Below are 21,099 nucleotides of genomic sequence, written 5' to 3' on the forward strand. Positions count from 1 at the left end.
TCAAAAAATGCTACCATCCTTCGATAAATTTTCTGTTGTGACAATTCACTTACTTTTAACGGACTTGAGGGTGTACAGATGCGTTCATTAATTGCGATGTATCAGCGTATAGGGCTGGTGCCGCTTATTATTATTGGTTTGGTGTTAGGGGTACTGATTGGTTGGCTAGCGCCAAGTATCGGCACCGCCATAGGGTTGCTCGGTACACTCTTTGTCGGCGCACTAAAAGCAGTCGCTCCCATCCTAGTATTTATTCTGGTTATGGCAGCCATTAGTCAACATCGCAGTGGCAATGAAGTCTACGTAAAGCCGGTGCTTATCATGTACATGTTCGGCACTTTTTTGGCAGCACTAACGGCAGTCGGTGCCAGCTTTTTGTTCCCGACTGAGCTTGTCTTGATCAACGCCGATATCGCGCAAGTACCACCTGCTGACCTAAAAGAAGTCTTGACAAACTTGCTCATGAACTTGGTCGCTAACCCTATCAATGCAATCGCTGAAGCCAACTACATTGGTATCTTAGCATGGGCAATTATTATCGGTTTTGCATTGCGCCAAGCCAGTGATACTGCTCGCAATGTTGTCGGTGATTTTGCTGATGCCATCTCACAAGTGGTTAAATGGATTATTGCTTTAGCCCCATTTGGTATCTTGGGCCTAGTCGCTAGCACGGTTGCGGAAACAGGCTTTGCTTCTTTGGCAGGCTACGCACGTATCTTGATGGTGTTAATCAGCTGCATGTTATTCATTGCGTTGGTTGCCAATCCGCTTATCGTCCTTATTAAAACGGGCAAAAATCCTTATCCGCTCGTGTTCAGATGTCTGCGCGAATCAGGAATTACTGCCTTCTTTACGCGCAGTTCAGCGGCCAATATTCCGGTCAATATGAACCTTGCCCGTAAACTTGGATTGCATGAAGACACTTATTCGGTGACCATTCCACTAGGTGCCACTATAAACATGGCTGGTGCTGCAATTACGATTAACGTCTTAACGCTTGCTGCTGCTCATACGTTGGGTATTGAAGTGACGTTTGCATCAGCGCTGCTACTCAGTCTGGTTGCTACGATTAGTGCTTGCGGTGCTTCTGGTGTTGCTGGTGGTTCATTGCTATTGATTCCACTCGCTGCTAGCTTATTTAGCATTCCAAATGATATCGCGATGCAAGTAGTTGCGATTGGCTTTATCATTGGTGTGATTCAGGATTCAGCTGAGACTGCCTTGAACTCTTCAACTGATGTATTATTTACAGCAGCAGCGGATCCTACGTATTCGCGTTAATTTCTGCTGAAGTGTTTTCTATAGACATAAAAAAAGGGCCTTTAAAGGGCCCTTTTTTTGCGCGTTATCTTGATTGTTAGTTTACTTTAGAGTGTTTATATCGACTTCAACCACTGGTGCTTGCTGCTCTATCTGACGTTTGAGTTGGCGTAGCTGCTCAACCTCATCTAACAGCTCAAGTATCAAACCAATTGCTGGTACGCTGGCTTCAAAATCACGACTCAGTCGCGATGCACGGCGCACTGTCGTCAGCTGATAACCAGTAAATTTTTCATGCTCTGGTACATCATACTCAATGATATTTTCTTCGATTAATTCGATGACCCATTGGCGCTCTTGGCCACAGGCAGAGACCAGTTCATCTAAGCTCATGATGATGTCTGTAAATTCAGTCGAGTGGTTCATAGCTATTATCCTCGTTTTCTCTTTATTTCATCGGTATCGTATTCATCTCTGCTATTCGTTTATTACTTCAATAATAAGTAATGGTTATTCATAATCTTGTTTAACGACTAATATTGGTATCCGCAAAGGCTTGTTTTAGCTGCTCATAAGCCTGTCTCGACGCATCACTACTGACATCAGGGTTGACAATATTTAGAGTTAGATACAGGTCACCTGCTTGCTTGGCAGGGATACCCTTGCCTTTAAGACGTAAATTGCTACCGGATTTACTATTCTTAGGAATGGTCACACCAAGCGTACCCGCTGGCGTACTGACGTTGATTTTTTCACCCAATGCCGCTTCCCACGGTGCAATATTCACAGTTTGATAAACGTCTGCACCTTCTATACGAATATTGGCATCATGACGAATTTTAACCTTCAAAAACAAATCGCCATTTTTGCCATTACTGCTACCAGCAGCGCCTTGCCCTGCTAAACGAATTTGCTTACCGTCAGTGATGCCTTTAGGGATTTTTATCTTAAGGGTTTTATTATCGTAGTCGACATTACCATTGGGCTGACGAACAGGGACGTTTAGCTTAATACTATAGTCGTCGCCACTATAGACTGAAGACAAATCAACGGTAATCTCGGCATGCTGATCCTGACCTTTGCTATCTTGCGTCCCAAAGCCACCAAACTGATCGAAACCGCTGCTTTGAGAGCGACCACCCGTTTGTCCACCAGTTGACCCACGTGCGCCGCGACCAAATGCTGAAAAAATGTCATCGAAGCGGAAACCACCATCACCAAAGGCCTCACCGTCACCAAACTGATCTTTGATATCTTCCCAGCGAAAACCACCTTGACCCGCACCAGTTTGCCCACTGCCACCAAACCCACTTGATCTATTTTGACTAGCAAACGGATTATTGAGCATAGCGTCATATTCGGCGCGCTTGTCTTTATCTCTGATCGTTTCGTAAGCGTTGTTTATTTCTGCAATTTTATTATCAGCGTCTGGATGATCACTGACATCGGGATGATATTGACGAACGAGCTTACGGTATTTTTTTTTGATATCAGCGTCTGAGGCGTCTTTTTTGACCCCTAAAATGTCATAGTAGTTTTTCTCTGCCATGTTATTTTCCCCAAAATAAAAACATATTAGTGGTATCAGTCTGCCAATTTCAAACGATACGGTATAAATGGCTACTAGATTCTGCTATAGCAATTTTTGTAGCCTACTTATCATCATAACAATAATTACAACAAACACCGTTATATAAATATTACCAGTAGTGATGCCAAGCGATAGCAGCATCTATCGTATTTGAATCACCTAACACTACGCCGTTATCGGCCATCACAGTGCCTGAATATGTCATTGTAATCCTAGCATCGTTATTCTTTGATAGCTGCTGGCGTAATGTCAATTTGGTAAGATCAATAGCAGCGCGCCCTTCTCGCTTTGAAGTTACGTAAGACAATTCAGCACTTTGGTTATTACGTTTCATACGTAAGCCAAGCTCCATACTGATATCTGCGTGTCTATCTTGATCATGGACCGTCGCATTGACCATACCATAGCCAAGTATATGTTTACCAAACTTAGCGCCTGCGCCAACGCCAGCTTGTGCATAAGGGCTATGTCGATTGCCAGTAAACATGTCTGTACGAGCGCCTGTTTTTAGTTGCCAAGACAGTTTAGGTTCGTTTGATAACGGTTGTCTAAGATCTTCAATTTGCTGCATGTCTAAAAATATAAAATCCGTCAATGCCCATTGGTGCTCATCAAAGTTATAACCCAGTGACGCTTTTACGGCTTCAAAACGTTTATCAATATCCGTATGAGCGTTAAGCGGGTCTTTTACAAATAGCGATAAACCAACTTCTGCCCTCTCGTCAGATAAAACGACGGTAGTCTGCGTGGTTTTGTTACTCAATGCTGGTGATGCTTTGTTCGGTACAGTCAGCTGAGCCAAACCATTGCTAGCTGGTAGCGCAAAACGCTGACTGAGCAATTCGCTTTTGAAAGCTCGCTGCTTCGGTGTATCGTCTTGCGAGATTTTATAAGTACGATGTAAGATCAGAAAATCAAGCGCAACCGCCCTATCATCCGCGTTTAAAGTAGAAAGCGGGGCAGTGTTTTCTGTACGAATAACAGAGTTTATGATGGCTTGTATTGGCTTAGATAATTGTACAAACTTCTCGCGCAGTTGCGTTTGTTCAGAGGGCAAATAGCGTACCGAAGACACTAATGAATCAGCGCCGTTGTCGTGTTCTAGTAGCTTATCGAATACATAGTCTGGCGCATACCAAGGACCTACTCGCTCAGTCGTTCTTATGTCGCTTATCAGCTCAAGTATCTCTCCTGAGCGATAACCACAATTTTGCTTGATGAAGTAATAGTCAAAGCGAGCGGACTTTGCTTCGTACAAATGATAGTTCAATAATTGCGTTTCAAAGGTATCTAGATTGAGCACGTACTCCCACATATCACGTTGCTCGTTCTTGGAATATACCGCGTCTTGTTTAAAAAATTCCGTCTCTGAAAACCCAGCATCATAAAACCCAAATAGTCCTTTTAGCGCGTACATCGCACCGTTCTCATTTTCTGGAATACGAGCGCCGAAGTTGTATGAATTATTAAGTAAGTCCTCGCTAGATAGCTCTCTGTCATCACTGTTCGTATTATTTACATTATCTATAGGCGTGTTGGTTTTGACCAGTACATGACCAAATGAAGAAGCTGGGTTTTTTAGATAGCTGCTTACTAGGATCAGGCTTATTTCTTGATTAGCATCGGGTAATTTTGAGCAGTTTTTGAGATCGACGTTCAGCTCTGGTAAATGATGATTAAGCCATAAATATCTGGCTGGATACTTACAAACTACGCCCTCATTATTTATTTGCTCTATCGTTGCTATAAGCTCTGCATAGGGATCAAAATTGCGTTTCGAACGAGGCTTAGGATTGGTTAAATAAAAATCTGGTGAGATGACTTCAGCCTTGCCATTTTTATAAAACAATAGATGTTGCCACTGGGAATGCTTAGCCAATGATTTTAGTTTTATGGGGTCAATAGCGGTATCTTTTTGAGAGTTTTGGTTTTGCTCCTGTACCTGCGGTTCATCGAGTCGTTGTACGCTTGGCTCAATATCTGACAAGTTCTCGGGATCACTTAAAGTCACGTCTGCTGCGATAGCTGAATCATTACTAGAAGAGAACTTATTTCCCTTATCTACTGTTACGGGCGCTGAAGCATAGGCTTTCGTTTCATCAACTTCTGCGTTGCAAATAGTCGTAGCAGCCAAACAGGCCGCCCATAAAAACATTTTTTGCATTTTATTTAGATACCATAAATACATGAGCAATAAAAAACACGTAAGCACTAGGTTTACGTGTTTTTATCATTAAATTATCAAAATTTTGAGTATTAAACTAAAAATTTAATACCTAGCATTTTCAATATTTAGATAGCACAGCTTTGCTTAACGATGCTAAATAGCGTCTCAGCATTTTGATCTTGCGTAGCAGTACGATAGGCAGAAGTCTGAGTATATTGACCATATTGTGTGCGTACACTAGCGGCTGAATCACAGTTAGCAACACTTTGTAAGGCAGATAAATGAGCTCCTTGACCTGAAGCTAAGTCTTTTTCCACACTTGGGAATGCTTCTTTGATCAAAACAGCTGCTCTAACATTGCCACCTTGGCAAGTTTCAGGAGACATAGAATTAGAAGTCGCAGCGGTAGTACCCCAATCCCAAGTCACATTAGAGATAATAGCAAGGATAGGGCTTGAATTACCGAACAAAGCGCCACCAATACCACATTCTTTGTATACTTGCTCAATCGTACGACCAGTCTCTACTTTTTTAAATTTAGAGCCAAGATCAGCATTCGCTGTACTAAATGGAATCATTGCCGCGACAACTGAAGCGAACGCAATTTTTTTCAACATAAAACTTCCTCGAAAGACGATAAAAAATAGATTATTTGACCAAAAATCAAACTTATCATGAGTGTATTTGATAGATACTCTAGAATAATGTTTAACCTTATGCATTCTACAAAATAGTAAGAATATAGCAAGGTTTTTTTACATTATATTATCTATTACTATTTGAGCTTTCATAACGATAATTATGCTATATCGATAGATTTGGTCTTTATATATTACCTATTTATATTGCGTTGTTGGCTTTCCAATATTTTGTCAGCTTCTTTATGAGAATCACTCTTTATAAGTCTAGCTTTAGTACCTGTACCATCATTTTTTTTGCTAAAAAATATCTACTTTTCCTTAGAAAACAGCTATTTGACCTCATGAGTTTTTTACACGGCAGTAATAATATGACAAGCTAGCTCTTGTAGAATCCCCTATTATTCATACTCATAGGGAGTATAGATAACGTAGGCAAAAGCATCTGTCTATTTTATTAATTGCTTAAAGGTATTAAATGTCTTATTTAATCAAGTCTTTGGTTGTCACTTTATCGCTACTACTTAGCACCACAGTTTTTGCAGCCAATACCAGTTATTACGGTAGTAAGTTTCATGGCAAGCGCACAGCGAGTGGCAGTATCTTCAATATGAACTCATTAACCGCTGCACATCGCACGTTACCGTTCGGCACGAAGGTACAAGTAACAAATCAAAAGACAAAGCAGAGCGTCGTTGTAAAAATCACGGACAGAGGACCTTTTATTAGAGGTCGTATCCTTGATTTATCAAAAGCCGCTGCTGGTGAAATAAACTGTCAGCTTTGTACGACCACGATGGAAATACTGTCGTACGGTGATGGCAAATATCGTAAGGAATAATGTAATAAAAAAGGGATGGCTTATGCCATCCCTTTTTTATATCTGCTTATATAACTATCTAGAACGCTTTATACGAACTTAGCTTCCATCTCTTCTAAAGTCGTCATTGATAGTAGTAACTTTTCTTCATTATCACTATGTTGCTGCTGTAGCGCTGTTTGCTCATTGAGTAGTACCATTAGGTCAGACTTACGGCTCTCTTCGTACAGCTCTGTATCAGCCAGTTTTTCTTCAAGCGTTACAAGCTGCTTATCAATCTTAGCCAGTGTCTTTTCTGTTTCCTCTATCTCACGGCGGATAGGTGCTGTCATTTTACGTTGTTCAGCCGCTAGCTTACGCTGCTCTTCTTTACTAAGTGCAGGCGTCGCAGCTTTACTGTTTGACGAATTATCAGCTGCTTTATTATTTACTTGGCTATTATCTGTTTCACGTGAAACAAACTTCTTACTCTCTTTTTTGCTTTTTTTCTTACCAGTATTTTTATCTGATGCGTTTTCTTGTTTGCGCTTCTCTGCTAGCCACTTACCATAGTCACCAATGTCGCCATCGAACTCTTCGATAATACCATCGTGTACCAGATACAGCTCATCACAGACGTTGGCAATCAACTCTCGATCATGCGAGACCAGTACCACTGCACCTTTAAAGCCTTGTAAAGCTATAGTCAGTGCTTGACGCATTTGTAAGTCTAAATGGTTAGTAGGCTCATCGAGTACAAGGACGTTTGGACGTTGCCAAACGATCAATGCCAAGGTCAAACGCGCGCGCTCGCCACCTGAGAATAGCTCGCTTGGTGTATCAATACGCTCACCGCGGAAATCAAAGCTACCCAAAAATGAGCGTAGCATCGCATCAGAGGTTTTACCTGCTAGGCGACGTAGCATTTCTATAGGCGTTGCTTTGGCATCTAGGATATCCATTTGATGCTGATTGAAATAGCCGAGCTTTAGGGTATCCGAAACACGATACTTCCCTGTTAATACGCCAAGCTCACCGACTAAGGCTTTAATCAACGTTGATTTACCAGCGCCGTTCATACCCAGTAAGCCAAGACGGGTATCAGGTGTCACTTGTACATTGGCATTATGTAGAAGCGGTGTCTCACTATAGCCAATATCTGCGTTGGTCAGCTCAATCAGTGGTGAGCTCATGTTTGCTGGCTCATAGAATTGGAACGAGAAAGGATTGTCAGCCATCATTGGTGATAGCTCTGCCATACGCTCTAACTGCTTAATACGGCTCTGTGCTTGCTTAGCTTTACTGGCTTTAGCACGGAAACGACGAATAAAGTCATCCAAGTGAGCCTTGGTCGCTTCTTGCTTTTCAAACGCTTGCTGCTGCTGCGCCATACGCTCGTGACGGGTACGAATAAACTGCTGATAGTTACCAGTATATAGGGTGATTTTTTGTTGCTCTACATGCAGGATATGACCGACTGTCGCGTCCAAAAACGCTTGGTCATGCGAGATGACGATGACCAGACCCATATAAGCATTGATCCATGTTTCAAGCCACAAGATAGCATCCAAGTCCAAATGGTTGGTTGGCTCATCGAGTAACATCAGATCAGCACGACTCATCAAGGTTTTGGCGAGGTTTAAGCGCATACGCCAACCACCAGAAAACCCTTCTACCGGCAGCTCATGCTGGCTAGTCTTAAAACCAAGGCCTGCCATAATTTGTGCCGCTTTGGTCGGCGTACGATATCCGTCGATTTCATCAAACTGTTGGTGTAGCACACCAATTTGCTCATCACTCACGCTGCTTAAATCATTTAGCGCAGCATTAATTTCATACCACTGCTCATCACCGCTCAATACATAATCGATTGCAGACTGCGTCGTAGCACCAACTTCCTGTGCCATGTGCGCCACATGCCAGCTATCAGGAATACTGACTTCACCTTTATCAAGGGTGACCTCTGTATCGCCTGTCCCCATCTGCGTCAGTAATAGCGCAAATAAGGTAGATTTGCCTGTGCCGTTGTTGCCCGTCAGTCCAACTTTGTGACCTGGATGGAGCTGAAAGCTTGCACCTGCAAACAATTCACGACCATCACGGCGAACACCAACGTCTTTAAATTCGATCATATAATTTCTTCATCTCAACAATAATATAGATATAGGGCAATAAGAAACACACATAGGGTATGCCAACTGGCGGCTATTATTTCAAACGCTTGCCCCATAGGCAAACAATTAAATAACTATTTCAAAACTAAGTATTTATTACGCTAAATACCTTAAGTTGCACAAGCGACTCTTGAGCTCATACATGGTTGTTACTATTATAAAGGTTATGACCGTAAAATACCGTAATATGACTAATAAGCTTTAAGACTGCCTAATATTATTAAGTAGTGTTTTATACAGTCACACGCTATTATTTTTTAGTCTGGTTATTGGTTTAGCCCATTGACGCAGTTATTTTAAAAAACACAATATCAAAATTGGGACACTGCTATTCGTTAGTAAAATTCAGTAGTTGCATCACTCTTGACAAACGAATCAGCACCCCCATTATGATATACTGCTGAAAGATAAGTGCCCACTATCAATAGTGCCAATAAAATATTGTGGTGGCACAAATAATATCTTGAAATTGTACAAACAGCTTATAATGCACCAATAGCTTTGCCATAATGACAGCACCCAATTAAATCAAACGCCGTGCGTATCTTTATTTGCAAGTACCCTATTGCAAACCCAAACAGGACGACGACCGCATTTGATCCTAGCAACTGAGGTAGATATGAACGAATCAGCCAACCAATTTAGTCCAAGCTCAAGCCAGCCAGTAGACCCAACCGTACTAAGCCTAACTGATAGTGCGGCGCAAAAAGTACGCCGTCTACGCGAAGAAGAAGGCGATAGCGATCTTATGTTACGTGTCTATGTGACAGGAGGCGGTTGTTCTGGTTTCTCTTACGGGTTTAACTTTGCCAACGATCTAAACGAAGACGATGCCAATTTTGATAATGGTGATGTGACGTTAGTCGTCGATTCACTAAGCTATCAATACTTGCAAGGCTCTACCGTTGACTATACCGAAGGACTGGAAGGGGCACGTTTTGTGGTGACCAATCCAAATGCCACGACCACGTGCGGCTGCGGTTCGTCATTCTCTATATAAGCCAGATGGACGCGGTCGCGCTATGATTATCAAGATAATGCGATAGTGTGCCAATACTATGTCAAATGGCTTGTAGGCATAATGAACAAAGCATCTATCTCTCAGGTAGATGCTTTTTTTATCAAACTATCTGGCCAGAATAACGCTATATTCGAGATGAATTTGCATCAAAAATAAGGTCAAAATCCTCACAAATCGCTTTGCCTAAAGCTTATCGTATTTGTAATTGTCCGTGGTTTTCAACACAGCTTTGAGCTAAACTGACGGGATTATTGACCTAACATTTACCTATTTTATGGACAAACGCTTATCGTGTTTTGATCCGCCATAATAAATAACAATAGATGACTATTATGAGTAATTTTGCGAGTAGCTTTGTTAATTTCGACATCCCTAATTGGTTTGATAGCCAACACTTAACGGGTATGCTCCGCGGTATTGAAAAAGAGGGCCTACGCGTAAAGCCTGATGGTTTCTTGGCACAGACTCCGCATCCAGCCAAACTTGGGTCAAAACTTACCCATCCTTTTATTACTACCGATTACTCAGAAAGTCTGCTTGAGCTCATCACTGAACCAAAGTCCTCACCAAAAGAAACCCTCAATATGCTGCGCCAATTGCACGTATTGGTCTATCAGGGCATACCTGAAGGTGAGTTGATGTGGCCATTATCGATGCCTTGCATGTTGTCTTCTAAAGACGAAGATATCCCACTAGCTGATTATGGTAGCTCTAATACGGGTAAGCTAAAAACTCTATATCGCAGTGGCCTTGGTATCCGCTATGGTCGCCGTATGCAGACGATTGCTGGTCTGCATTACAACTTGTCTTTTGGTGATACGTTGTTTGAGACATGGCAAGCCAAAACACCGACCGCACAAAGCCAAACGTTGACAGAGTTCAAAAACGAGAAATACTTAGGGTTGATTCGTAACTTTAAACGTCTGACCAGCCTTGTTTTGTATTTACTGGGTGCCAGTCCGAGCGTGTGTCCTTGTTTCTTGGCAGGGCGTGAGCATGATTTAGAATTGCTTAATGATTCGACTTATTACAAACCTGCTGCGACTAGCCTACGTATGGGTAAGCTTGGCTATACCAATAGCGTGCAAGAGCAACTTGATATCCGTTATAACTATCTGCCAGAGTATGTCGATGGTCTGCGCCGTGCCATCCAAACGCCGCACGAGAGCTTTGCTAAGCTTGGCTTAGAAGACGAAGATGGTAACCCGATCCAAATTAACAATCATATTCTACAAATAGAAAACGAGTACTACAGCCCTATTCGTCCTAAACAAATCGCAATGAGCGGTGAAACACCAACCGAAGCGCTTGAGCGTCGCGGTATCGCCTATGTTGAGTTCCGCGCTATCGACCTTGATCCATATAGTGATGTTGGTATTCGTCTCTCTAGCGCTTGTTTCTTGGAAGTGATGGCGCTGTATTGTCTGTTCAGTGACTCACCAGACTTGCTACCTGAAGAAGAAGACACGCTCGCTATCAATCTTGAGCGTGTGGTCAATGAAGGTCGCCGTGATGACTTGCATATTATCAATAATGGTCAAGAGCAGTCACTTGAAAGCTGGATGCTAACGCATTTAGAGCGTATGCAGCCGCTTGCTGCATTGCTTGATGCTCACTATGGTGGTAACGATTACCGCGCGGCTGTAGCATTGATGCAGGGCAAAGCAGGACACTCTGAGTCGACTATCTCTGCACAAGTAAATTCTGATAGCAAACGCTTAGGCAGCTTATGGCAGCTTGGATTTACGTTGGCTCAGCAGCATCGCGAGTCTTTACTACAGCAGACACTTAGTCCAAACACTCAAGCTAAATACGAAGTATTGGCAGAAAAATCTATCTTGCAGCAAGCTGAAATTGAGCAATCTGAAACAGAAGACTTTGCGGAATTTTTACAGCAGTATCGCTAAGCTTTGATTGCTAGCTTTTAACTGCCAGTTATTGATTGCTGAGTTCTGATGACTAGTTTTCGATTGCTAAGGTCTAATTGCTAAGTCCTGACTATGAAATTTTGACTGCTTAATCTCGATTGCTACCCTACATCTATTATAGATAAACCCATAAGAGTAACCGCACAATGCGACAGCTAACCACTTACCGTAACCTGCAAGTATTTTTGGTGATAATGGCCATCATAGGCATGAGTTTTGCGCTGTTTTATCTACAGCGTCATCTAGGGCTTTCGCCTTGCCCGCTCTGTATTTTTCAGCGTGTTGGTCTAATCGTCATGGGCGGATTCGCCCTCATATCAGCGTTGTTTAATCCTAAATCTAAAGTGATAAGACTACTGCTATGGCTTGGTAGTCTAGTAGGTATCGGCTGGGCAACTGCAGTAGCAGCGCGCCATGTATGGCTGCAACACCTGCCTGCTGACCAAGTACCTTCTTGTGGTCCAGGACTGAACTATTGGCTTGATACCCTCCCTATCCTACAAGTATTCAAAGAAGTATTTGCAGGATCTGGCGAATGCGCCTCTGTTGATTGGACGCTTATGGGATTAAGTATTCCTGAGCAGTCGTTGATTCTATTTAGTGTGCTGCTAATCGTACATGTGTTGATATTAATGCGTATTATAAAGTCTGCTAATTAAGATCGTATGACTCAATAAGACGTTAAGTTTCTTTCTTACTTCTGCTTTTAAAACAGACATTGCTATCTTCGATACAATGTCTGTTTTTTTATCTACTATTAACTCGCCCTTATAAACCATATTAGCGATACCAACAGGTATCGCTAATGTCAACTTATGCCTTTTAGATATAAGGCCAACAACAAAAAGCCCACAGAGATATTTTCAAGCCTTTGATATCTTTACTCAGCTTACCTTATAAACAGATAAGCATTAGATATTTGTCGCTTTCTACTCATAAGCTATCTGTATTTTGAATATAAGATAATGCTATCAAGTTCTTAATTTATATTATTACTACGCGCCCATGCCTTATTATCCTTATCTTTGACAATGGCTTTACGTTGTCGATAGTATAGATGAGCTTGAAAAATACTTGTTAAAAACTGTTTTTGGTATGACCATGATATATTTTGCTCCCGTTCGCTCTACTACGCTTGCTATCGTAAAACGGTGGCGTCCTTCGTTACTTGTAGCGTCACTATGCGTGCTAATCGTAGGCTGTGATAGTGCCTCGTCCAATACCGATAAAGACATGGTATCTACGTTCGCGTCGACTGGTTCTGAGTCGCAGGAGGCTTCACAATCATTGCAAGATGACAATACTAAAAATGCTGAGCTAGCGAGTGATGATGAGACAAGCGAAATGGTGGAAGGGCAATCATTAATTGCTGCTGCTCAGTCAAATAAAGATACCTATGCAGACAGCTCTATGGAGCGATCAGAAGCAAAAAGCAGTATGCTGCAAGCAACATTGATGGGCGATTATGGCGGCATGGTCTCTTGTACGGATTGCGACAGTATCGACGTTACATTGAACTTGTTCGCTGATGGGTCTGTACTAAAAGCAAGTTATTATCATAATCCTGAAAAACCAAAAACACCCCTACTCGAATCGGGTATCTACCGACAAGACAGTGATAAAATCACTATTGTCTATGAAGGGAAAAATATCGAGACCTACCATATCCAAGACAATCATTTGATACGGATCGATGAGCACGATAATTTAGAGGATGACTATACGTTATCTCGCAAATGATAGGCGCATCAATAAGAATCACTTGAATAAAAGTCTCTTCGTGCTAGCTATTAATTGGCGTCTCGCTGCATACTAAAATAGTCAACTTGTATTAGCTACATAGCGCCTACTTGTTAGGCGTTTTTTATTGGTCATCGAACAGGGTTTACTTTACAATGATTGCTGGTTTGCCCAGCTGATGTATTGATCATTGTTTATCAAAGCGTTTATTTTTACTGATGACAGCTAGGCACCTCATACTTTATTTTATCCGCTTTCTATTCTTTTCATTCAAGCGCGTACGGAACGTCTATGCATATTCATATTCTTGGTATTTGTGGTACTTTTATGGGCTCACTGGCATTGCTAGCACGTGCGCTTGGGCATACGGTCACAGGTTCAGATGCCAATGTCTATCCTCCTATGTCCACTCAGCTCGAAAATGCTGGCGTGACTATCGAAGAAGGCTATCTGGTAGAGCATTTGCAACCAACGCCAGACTTAGTTGTCGTTGGGAACGCGATGAAGCGCGGCATGGATGTGATTGAGTATATGCTAGATAATGGCTTTCGCTATACATCAGGTCCGCAGTTCTTATCTGAGCAAGTATTGCAGTCACGTCACGTAATCGCCGTTGCAGGTACGCATGGTAAGACCACAACCACGACTATGCTTGCGTGGATATTACATTATGCTGGTATCGATGCAGGGTTTTTGATTGGCGGTGTGCCATTGGTCGATACGACTGACGAGCACTTACAGCAAGTGTTTGCACACAGCAGCTATTTGGGTGCTGATAAAAGCGATGACGATAAATCTGGTTACTTTGTGATTGAAGCAGATGAGTATGATTCTGCGTTTTTTGATAAGCGCTCAAAGTTCGTTCACTATCGTCCGCGCACTGCTATTTTGAATAACCTTGAGTTTGATCATGCAGACATCTTTGCAGACCTCAATGCAATACAAACTCAGTTTCACCATATGGTGCGTATGATTCCAAGCAGTGGCAAAATTATTATGCCAGCCGCGACCATCAGTCTAGAAGATACGCTAGCGAAAGGGGTTTGGACACCTATCTGGCGTACTGCTGTCATCGACTCTACTTTAGCCGATACCAGCGAAAATACGCGTGCTCTAAAAGATAGTAGCGACTGGCAGGCTGAGCTGATTCAAGAAGACGGTAGTCAGTTCAAAGTCAGTTTTGCCGCTAATGAAGATGCCTCTGCTATCGTAAACTGGTCAATGAGCGGTATCCATAACGTCAATAACGCGTTAGTTGCTGTGGCTGCAGCCTATGATGTTGGTGTCAGTGTTGAGACTGCTTGTGCTGCCTTATCAGATTTCGCTGGTATCAAGCGCCGGATGGAGCTGATTGGCGACGTCAATGACATCTTAGTCTTTGATGATTTTGCCCATCATCCAACAGCTATTACAACCACATTAGATGGTGCCAAAAAGAAGCTGGCTGATAGACGCATTTGGGCCATCATTGAGCCGCGTAGTAACACCATGAAAATGGGCATTCATCAAGACAGTTTGGCTCAATCAGCGGCACTTGCTGACTATACATTATGGTACGAGCCTACTGGTTTGGAATGGGGCTTAAAAGAGGTCATCGAACAAGCTAAGGCTACTAGCGACTCTATCGGCAACCAACAAGTGCTATCAAGCATTGATGCTATTATTGAGCATATCAGCAGTCATGCAAAAGCAGGTGACGCGATTGTGGTCATGTCAAATGGCGGTTTTGAAGGGATTCATCAGCGTCTATTAACCGCATTGCATAAAAGCTAACGCTTCTAGCTAAGATAAAGAAGCAGCTCTTATAAAGAAATAACTCTTATTATTTTCCTCTATACAAACGCAGCTCATCTAATAGATGGCTGCGTTTTTTATTTCTAATATTTATATGTCTTTACTATATGAGTTCAGCACTACAGGTACCACATTGATAAACGATGTTAGCACCACTGCTACCTTTGTAACCTTTCGTTTACTTATTGCCCTTACTCGATAGCAAATCGGACTTTTTCCTCACATAGCCCCTACAGTAGTAACATTTTATGCTTACTTTTGCGTCCAGGGAGTGTTTACAATAGATTTATCAAAACTTGTAACACATTATAAATATTAATAATATTAGGAGAATAACATGAGCTTTATTTGGATGATTATTGTAGGTTTAGTCGCAGGTTTATTAGCACGTGCTATCAAACCAGGTAATGACCCTATGGGCTGGATTATGACTATCGTATTGGGTATCGTTGGTGCGATGCTAGGTGGTTTCTTAGCTGGCCTAATCGGTATCAACGCTGATGGTGGTTTCACTGGTCTGATTTTCTCAGTGATCGGTGCAATTATCCTATTGTTCCTATATGAAATGATTGTAAATAAACGCCGTGCATAATTGGTCATAAGCCATGCATAGTTTAGTCATAAATGATTACTAGCTAATTAAAATACTATATAAACAAAGCCTTGCATTAAGCAGGGCTTTTTTATGCCATTTATCATCGAAATCCAGTCTTTCTATCTGCATATAGCATCATATGACTGCGAAAGTATTGATAAGCATTACTTTTGTCCCCATTTATCTTATAATATCAACCCTATTTTGTCCTTATCATTGAGGTGAGCGTTATGGCACTACTCCCTATCTTAAGTTACCCAGATCCTCGCTTGCGTACTATCGCCAAGCCTGTCAAGGAAGTGACTGCTGAAATCAAAACCTTAATCGCAGACATGATCGAGACGATGTATGATGCTCAAGGCATTGGGCTTGCAGCCAGTCAAGTGGATCATCATATTCAGCTTATCGTTATGGATTTGTCTGAAGACAAAAGCTCTCCTAGAGTTTTTATCAATCCAAAAGTCACGCCACTGGTAGAAGAAAAGCAACCGTATGAAGAAGGCTGCTTATCTGTACCTGATGTCTATGACAAAGTCGAACGTCCTAATAAGGTCCGTATCGAAGCGTTAGACGGTAACGGTGAGGTCATCGACGAAGTAGTCGAAGGACTGCTTGCTGTTTGTATCCAACATGAAATGGATCACCTAAATGGCGTAATCTTCGTTGACTACTTGTCTCGTCTTAAACAGACGCGTGCTCGTGATAAAGTCCGTAAAGTTCTTAAAATACGTGAAAAGCAAGAAGCACAATCAGCAGAAAAACAGACCCAAGCCGTCAATTCTTAAAGCTCTACTCTTTATTCTTATCTTTTTTATTTCGTCTTTATCCTTCACATAGTTACGTCTACAGTGAGTGTTAATATTTAGCATTCACTGTTTGGCGATAATTTTTCTAACCGATACAGTTTCCACAAAAGGTTTACTACTATGACAATGATCAAAATTGACCAATATTTTGAACCTGCCAGCTGGCAGAAATTCACCAAGGCTGCTGAAGGTCGCGAAACGCCTTTCTTAGTAGTTGACCTTAGTCGTATCGAAACCAAATACCATGAGATGGTAAGCCTGTTTCCTAATGCAAAACTGCATTATGCAATGAAAGCTAGCCCTGCGGTGGAAGTAATCGATCTACTAGCAAACCTTGGTTCAAACTTTGACTGTGCCTCTATTTATGAGCTTGATCGCGTGCTTGGTTGCGGCGTTGAGCCATCTCGTATCTCGTATGGCAACACCATCAAAAAAGCTGAGCATGTTAAGTATGCCTTTGAGAAAGGCATCGATCTATATGCAACTGATTCAGAAGCAGATCTAAAAAACATTGCCAAACATGCTCCAGGTTCTAAAATATTTGTTCGTATCTTGGTGCAAGGCTCAGAGACAGCAGAATGGCCATTGTCACGTAAGTTTGGTTGCCATCCTAATATGGCCATCGACCTACTGGTTCAAGCACGCGAGCTGGGCTTGGTTCCTTATGGTATCTCGTTCCATGTTGGTAGCCAGCAAAAAGACGTCGCTGCATGGGATGATGCGTTAGCCAAAGTTAAATATATGTTTGACTGGATGAAGAATGAAGAAGGTATCAAGCTACAAATGATAAATTTGGGTGGTGGCTTCCCGACCAATTACATTAGCGAAGTCAATCCTATCAAAGTCTATGCGGAAGAGATTACCAGCTATCTGACTGACGACTATAATGATGACGAAATGCCAGAAATTATTTTGGAGCCGGGTCGTTCATTGGTTGGTGGTTCAGGCGTGTTGGTCAGTGATGTGGTACTGATCTCTCGTAAGTCTGATACCGATTTGACTCGTTGGGTATATACTGATGTTGGTCTATTCCAAGGCTTAATCGAGACGCTAGGTGAAGCTATCAAGTACCCTGTCTATACGCCTAAAATGGAAACGTCTACCAGTGAAGGTACAGTAGTACTGGCAGGTCCAACTTGTGACTCAACCGATATTATGTATGAAGAAGCAGGCTATCAGCTACCCGAAGAGCTTGAGATTGGTGATAAAATCTACTGGCTGACTACTGGTGCTTATACCAACTCTTACTCATCGGTAGAGTTCAATGGTTTCCCACCGCTCGAAGTGGTTTATATTGACTAGTATTTCTAATGTTTCACAAAAAAGCGCGGCACGGTTAATACCCGTATCGCGCTTTTTTGTGCGTAACGATTTAATAACTATTCAACTCTTAAAGAAATAGGCACGCTACTGTTGTTATCAATAGTTCGGCTACCGTTGCTGGTGCTACTGCTTGAGTTTTGTGAAACTTGTCCAATCGTCACCCACTGTCCACGTGGCACGATCATCGTACTGTTCAATCTTTGGCTTCGAATAGCATTGCTAGCACTGCCAGTAGAACTCATTTGATTATAAGATGAATTCGGCTGCACTAACCTTTCTTCCACTTGGGAAAGTTGTACTTCCACCTGCCCGCTAGGCAACAGTCTTGGTGTGACAGCAATACCTTGTGTCGTTGGCAATAGCATTTGCTGCTGAATCACGATCTGTGGTTTGAAGTCGTGACTAGCTGAACGATGATAAGTTGAATGATTATTAGTATTATAGGTTTGAGTCAGTGAGTAGAGCGTAGCTGTGCTGATACTCGCCGCACTACCAGATAATGTTTGTACTTGATATAGATTATTACCCTGCTGCTGGCTGCTACGCTGACTAATAACCCCTGCACCTTGGATACCGCGATTGGTAATAATGACCTGACTTTGCTGAGTATTGCCTTGCTCGCTACTACTATTGCCAACACGTACAGCGACCGTCAATGCCTGTGGCTGACGGTCAATCTGAGACAACAACTGCTGTACCGCCTGATAATTGCGTGCCGTCGTTAGCAGTACCAATTTATCTTGATACGTAGTCACCGTACCACCGTCTGCGCTACTATTTAATTGCTGCCTTACTGCAGGTAACAGACTAGCCCCACCATAAGTATGGATAACATAGGTTTGAGAAGTACTGGCTTGTACGGTTACTGGTAGAACGGCTAGACTCAGTGCACCAACAGACAGACATACACGGCTCGTAAGGTTGATGGTAAAAATAGCATTTATCAGTCTATGACTAATATAACGTTTGATACTATTCATACCCGCTCCCTTATTACTATTAAGTCATCAGTTATCACGTTAAACTTGACCGTCAACTATAAACAGTCGTTAGTCACTTAATCCAAGCACGTCTTGCATATTGTACTGACCTACTTCTTGCTTAACGACCCAAGTTGCGGCACGTACTGCACCAGCGGCAAATGTCATGCGCGCGCGTGCACGATGGGTAATCTCGACCACTTCGCCATCTGCGATAAACATCACAGTATGGTCGCCTACGATTTCGCCACCACGTACTGCGTGAATACCAATTGTACCCGATTCGCGCTCGCCAGTTTGTCCTTCGCGGCCACAGATAGCGACGTCTTTTAGGTTTTGTCCGCGAGCTTCTGCGACGGCTTCAGCCATCATATATGCGGTACCAGAAGGTGCATCGATTTTGTGTTTATGATGGGCTTCGATGATTTCTACATCAGCATCATTACCAAACGCTTTGGCAGCCATACCGAGTAGCTTCAATGATAAATTAACGCCTGTCGAATAGTTACCCGCATATACGATAGTTATTTTCTCACTTGCTTTTGCCAGTACTTGTTCTTGCTGTTCATTAAATCCTGTCGTACCGATGACCATAGCGACATTATGCTCAGCACAAACTTGCATGTTTTCTTCGGTGGCAGCAGGCAAGCTAAAATCAATCAGTACATCGATATCATTAATCACAGCGGCTAAGTCATCAACGATTTGCACATTTAAATGGCCGATAGCAGCAACTTCGCCGGCATCTGCTCCAACTAGGCTAGACCCTTGACGCTCAATCGCTGCTTTTAATGTAGTTTGTGGATTGTTCTGTACTGCCTCGATTAGCATACGACCCATACGTCCGCCTGCACCGATTACCCCAACGTTGATAGATTTATTATTCGCTTGTTCGCTCATGTTTTTACCTTAGATGTTTTATATTTGGTGAAACTATTTTTGACTATCATTTATCGTAAGTTTAGCAAATATCATCACACGAAGGGCTTTTTATACCATCAATAAAAAACCCAAAGGTTTCATGTGAAACCTTTGGGCTTAGTTTAATACTAGCTACTTAGTTAGACTGTTTCTTAATCGAACAAATCACCGATTTTTTTGAAGAATGACTTCTTATGCGGCGACTGTTGATGCTTGCTATCGTCATCCAACGTGTCTTGGAATTGGCGTAACAAGTCTTTTTGCTCACGAGTCAGATTCACTGGCGTTTCGATAACCACGCGGCAAATCAAATCACCTTTCATGGTAGTACGGACTGGCGTTACGCCTTTGCCACGTACACGCAGTAACTTACCGCTTTGCGTACCTTCTGCCACTTTGATTTTTACTTTGCCATCTAAGGTTGGGATTTCGACTTCTTTACCCAATGCTGCATCAGTGATGCTTACTGGCACATCCATATATAGGTCAGCACCTTGACGGGTGAATACATTGTGCTGTTTGACGCGTACTTCGACATATAGATCGCCGTTTTGTACGCCAGCGCCGCCCGCTTCGCCCTCGCCAGCTAGACGAACGCGATCACCATCATCGACGCCTGCAGGGATAGAGACTTCTAAGGTGCGTGATTTGTCTTTTACGCCGTTACCATGACAGTCTGAACAAGGGTTTTTGATCTGCTTACCCGTACCGCCGCAATGAGGACAAGCTTGCTGTACCGCAAAGAAACCTTGCTGCATACGTACTTGACCTTGGCCATGACAAGTCTGACAGGTAACCACATCAGAAGCATTTTTTGCCCCTTTACCATCACAGGTATCACAAGGCGCAGGAGCCGTGAAACTGATTTCTTTTTTGCAGCCACGTACAGCTTCTTCTAATGTCAGCTCAATCACATAACGCAAGTCAGAGCCGCGACGCGAACGCCCACCGCCGCCACCACGCTGCTGACCGAAGATATCACCGAAGTTACCAAATATATCGCCAAAGATATCTTGGAAGTTACCGCCACCTGCGCCGCCGAAGCCGCCGCCACCCATGCCGTTTTCAAAGGCTGCATGGCCCATACGGTCGTAGGCTGAACGTTTCTCTTCGTCGCTCAATACTTCATAAGCCATTGAAGCTTCTTTGAATTTGTCTTCCGAATCAGGATCATCAGAGTTGCGATCTGGATGGTATTTCATGGCAAGCTTACGGTAGGCTCGCTTAATTTCTTTGCTGTCAGCGGTTTTGCTGACACCTAATATTTCATAAAAATCGCGCTTACTCATGCTCTCTCCTATCGTCTTTACAGCCACACCGGTTCGTCAAATCATCAGCTCAATTGATAATTGTCTTAATCTT

18 protein-coding genes are annotated in these 21,099 nt (G+C 42.6%); 10 read left to right on the forward strand and 8 right to left on the reverse strand.

Annotated features, from left to right (window positions below):
• Positions 1-78 precede the first annotated feature (78 nt).
• Positions 79-1,281 (forward strand): serine/threonine transporter SstT, encoded by a 1,203-nt coding sequence (sstT, locus tag ABFV72_RS05310; protein WP_057757687.1) that lies wholly within the window; start codon positions 79-81, stop codon positions 1,279-1,281.
• Between the two features lie 81 nt (positions 1,282-1,362).
• On the opposite strand, the gene ABFV72_RS05315 is transcribed toward sstT, so the two are convergent.
• The 4 genes from ABFV72_RS05315 to ABFV72_RS05330 all read right to left on the reverse strand — a co-directional run bounded on the left by ABFV72_RS05315 (position 1,363) and on the right by ABFV72_RS05330 (position 5,635).
• Positions 1,363-1,686: a chaperone modulator CbpM gene (locus ABFV72_RS05315; protein ID WP_057757684.1), complete on the reverse strand. Its 324-nt coding sequence runs from the start codon at positions 1,684-1,686 to the stop codon at positions 1,363-1,365.
• Between the two features lie 100 nt (positions 1,687-1,786).
• Positions 1,787-2,809 (reverse strand): DnaJ C-terminal domain-containing protein, encoded by a 1,023-nt coding sequence (locus ABFV72_RS05320; RefSeq protein ID WP_347162709.1) that lies wholly within the window; start codon positions 2,807-2,809, stop codon positions 1,787-1,789.
• Between the two features lie 151 nt (positions 2,810-2,960).
• Positions 2,961-5,015, reverse strand: a complete 2,055-nt coding sequence (locus tag ABFV72_RS05325; RefSeq protein WP_347162710.1) for a DUF4105 domain-containing protein — start codon at positions 5,013-5,015, stop codon at positions 2,961-2,963.
• Positions 5,016-5,143: 128 nt separating this feature from the next.
• Positions 5,144-5,635 carry a DUF3015 family protein gene (locus tag ABFV72_RS05330; protein WP_347162711.1) on the reverse strand — a complete coding sequence of 164 codons (492 nt, stop codon included), beginning with the start codon at positions 5,633-5,635 and terminating at the stop codon, positions 5,144-5,146.
• A 499-nt stretch (positions 5,636-6,134) separates the two neighbouring features.
• On the opposite strand from ABFV72_RS05330, the gene ABFV72_RS05335 reads away from it, so the two are divergent.
• On the forward strand, positions 6,135-6,497 hold the full coding sequence (locus ABFV72_RS05335; protein ID WP_057757673.1) for a septal ring lytic transglycosylase RlpA family protein: 363 nt from the start codon (positions 6,135-6,137) through the stop codon (positions 6,495-6,497).
• 68 nt (positions 6,498-6,565) lie between these two features.
• Here the strand turns inward: ABFV72_RS05335 and ABFV72_RS05340 are convergent, their stop codons facing one another.
• Positions 6,566-8,587 (reverse strand): ATP-binding cassette domain-containing protein, encoded by a 2,022-nt coding sequence (locus tag ABFV72_RS05340; RefSeq protein ID WP_347162712.1) that lies wholly within the window; start codon positions 8,585-8,587, stop codon positions 6,566-6,568.
• Between the two features lie 661 nt (positions 8,588-9,248).
• Here ABFV72_RS05340 and erpA point away from each other — a divergent pair.
• The 8 genes from erpA to ABFV72_RS05380 all read left to right on the forward strand — a co-directional run bounded on the left by erpA (position 9,249) and on the right by ABFV72_RS05380 (position 17,815).
• The gene (gene erpA, locus ABFV72_RS05345) at positions 9,249-9,629 is read left to right on the forward strand and encodes an iron-sulfur cluster insertion protein ErpA (protein ID WP_057757666.1); all 381 of its coding nucleotides are present in this window, start codon (positions 9,249-9,251) and stop codon (positions 9,627-9,629) included.
• A gap of 353 nt (positions 9,630-9,982) precedes the next feature.
• On the forward strand, positions 9,983-11,557 hold the full coding sequence (gene gshA, locus ABFV72_RS05350; protein WP_347162713.1) for a glutamate--cysteine ligase: 1,575 nt from the start codon (positions 9,983-9,985) through the stop codon (positions 11,555-11,557).
• Positions 11,558-11,724: 167 nt separating this feature from the next.
• The gene (locus ABFV72_RS05355) at positions 11,725-12,237 is read left to right on the forward strand and encodes a disulfide bond formation protein B (RefSeq protein WP_347162714.1); all 513 of its coding nucleotides are present in this window, start codon (positions 11,725-11,727) and stop codon (positions 12,235-12,237) included.
• A 436-nt stretch (positions 12,238-12,673) separates the two neighbouring features.
• Entirely contained in the window at positions 12,674-13,318 is a 645-nt protein-coding gene (locus tag ABFV72_RS05360; protein WP_347162715.1) for a copper resistance protein NlpE N-terminal domain-containing protein, read from the forward strand.
• Positions 13,319-13,609: 291 nt separating this feature from the next.
• Entirely contained in the window at positions 13,610-15,091 is a 1,482-nt protein-coding gene (gene mpl, locus ABFV72_RS05365) for a UDP-N-acetylmuramate:L-alanyl-gamma-D-glutamyl-meso-diaminopimelate ligase (protein WP_347162716.1), read from the forward strand.
• A 358-nt stretch (positions 15,092-15,449) separates the two neighbouring features.
• Positions 15,450-15,704, forward strand: a complete 255-nt coding sequence (locus ABFV72_RS05370; protein WP_057757652.1) for a GlsB/YeaQ/YmgE family stress response membrane protein — start codon at positions 15,450-15,452, stop codon at positions 15,702-15,704.
• Positions 15,705-15,937: 233 nt separating this feature from the next.
• Positions 15,938-16,492 (forward strand): peptide deformylase, encoded by a 555-nt coding sequence (def, locus tag ABFV72_RS05375; protein WP_057757649.1) that lies wholly within the window; start codon positions 15,938-15,940, stop codon positions 16,490-16,492.
• 147 nt (positions 16,493-16,639) lie between these two features.
• On the forward strand, positions 16,640-17,815 hold the full coding sequence (locus ABFV72_RS05380) for a type III PLP-dependent enzyme (RefSeq protein ID WP_057762254.1): 1,176 nt from the start codon (positions 16,640-16,642) through the stop codon (positions 17,813-17,815).
• Positions 17,816-17,892: 77 nt separating this feature from the next.
• Here the strand turns inward: ABFV72_RS05380 and ABFV72_RS05385 are convergent, their stop codons facing one another.
• The 3 genes from ABFV72_RS05385 to dnaJ form a co-directional block, all read right to left on the reverse strand.
• Positions 17,893-18,816 carry a hypothetical protein gene (locus ABFV72_RS05385; RefSeq protein WP_347162717.1) on the reverse strand — a complete coding sequence of 308 codons (924 nt, stop codon included), beginning with the start codon at positions 18,814-18,816 and terminating at the stop codon, positions 17,893-17,895.
• A 69-nt stretch (positions 18,817-18,885) separates the two neighbouring features.
• Positions 18,886-19,716, reverse strand: coding sequence for a 4-hydroxy-tetrahydrodipicolinate reductase (gene dapB / locus ABFV72_RS05390; protein WP_347162718.1), 831 nt, complete (start codon positions 19,714-19,716; stop codon positions 18,886-18,888).
• A 173-nt stretch (positions 19,717-19,889) separates the two neighbouring features.
• A complete protein-coding gene (gene dnaJ / locus ABFV72_RS05395) occupies positions 19,890-21,026 on the reverse strand; it encodes a molecular chaperone DnaJ (RefSeq protein ID WP_057757637.1) in 1,137 nt (378 codons plus the stop codon).
• Positions 21,027-21,099: the final 73 nt, after the last annotated feature.

Origin of the sequence: Psychrobacter proteolyticus (assembly GCF_039762275.1) — a bacterium.
Classification (GTDB): Bacteria; Pseudomonadota; Gammaproteobacteria; order Pseudomonadales; family Moraxellaceae; genus Psychrobacter; species Psychrobacter proteolyticus_C.

Bases quoted from the DNA above. Each gene is read 5' to 3' on its own strand.
- sstT (WP_057757687.1), top strand. From the start codon at position 79: ATGCGTTCATTAATTGCGATGTATCAGCGTATAGGGCTGGTGCCGCTT.
- ABFV72_RS05315 (WP_057757684.1), bottom strand. From the start codon at position 1,686: ATGAACCACTCGACTGAATTTACAGACATCATCATGAGCTTAGATGAA.
- ABFV72_RS05320 (WP_347162709.1), bottom strand. From the start codon at position 2,809: ATGGCAGAGAAAAACTACTATGACATTTTAGGGGTCAAAAAAGACGCC.
- ABFV72_RS05325 (WP_347162710.1), bottom strand. From the start codon at position 5,015: ATGCAAAAAATGTTTTTATGGGCGGCCTGTTTGGCTGCTACGACTATT.
- ABFV72_RS05330 (WP_347162711.1), bottom strand. From the start codon at position 5,635: ATGTTGAAAAAAATTGCGTTCGCTTCAGTTGTCGCGGCAATGATTCCA.
- ABFV72_RS05335 (WP_057757673.1), top strand. From the start codon at position 6,135: ATGTCTTATTTAATCAAGTCTTTGGTTGTCACTTTATCGCTACTACTT.
- ABFV72_RS05340 (WP_347162712.1), bottom strand. From the start codon at position 8,587: ATGATCGAATTTAAAGACGTTGGTGTTCGCCGTGATGGTCGTGAATTG.
- erpA (WP_057757666.1), top strand. From the start codon at position 9,249: ATGAACGAATCAGCCAACCAATTTAGTCCAAGCTCAAGCCAGCCAGTA.
- gshA (WP_347162713.1), top strand. From the start codon at position 9,983: ATGAGTAATTTTGCGAGTAGCTTTGTTAATTTCGACATCCCTAATTGG.
- ABFV72_RS05355 (WP_347162714.1), top strand. From the start codon at position 11,725: ATGCGACAGCTAACCACTTACCGTAACCTGCAAGTATTTTTGGTGATA.
- ABFV72_RS05360 (WP_347162715.1), top strand. From the start codon at position 12,674: ATGACCATGATATATTTTGCTCCCGTTCGCTCTACTACGCTTGCTATC.
- mpl (WP_347162716.1), top strand. From the start codon at position 13,610: ATGCATATTCATATTCTTGGTATTTGTGGTACTTTTATGGGCTCACTG.
- ABFV72_RS05370 (WP_057757652.1), top strand. From the start codon at position 15,450: ATGAGCTTTATTTGGATGATTATTGTAGGTTTAGTCGCAGGTTTATTA.
- def (WP_057757649.1), top strand. From the start codon at position 15,938: ATGGCACTACTCCCTATCTTAAGTTACCCAGATCCTCGCTTGCGTACT.
- ABFV72_RS05380 (WP_057762254.1), top strand. From the start codon at position 16,640: ATGATCAAAATTGACCAATATTTTGAACCTGCCAGCTGGCAGAAATTC.
- ABFV72_RS05385 (WP_347162717.1), bottom strand. From the start codon at position 18,816: ATGAATAGTATCAAACGTTATATTAGTCATAGACTGATAAATGCTATT.
- dapB (WP_347162718.1), bottom strand. From the start codon at position 19,716: ATGAGCGAACAAGCGAATAATAAATCTATCAACGTTGGGGTAATCGGT.
- dnaJ (WP_057757637.1), bottom strand. From the start codon at position 21,026: ATGAGTAAGCGCGATTTTTATGAAATATTAGGTGTCAGCAAAACCGCT.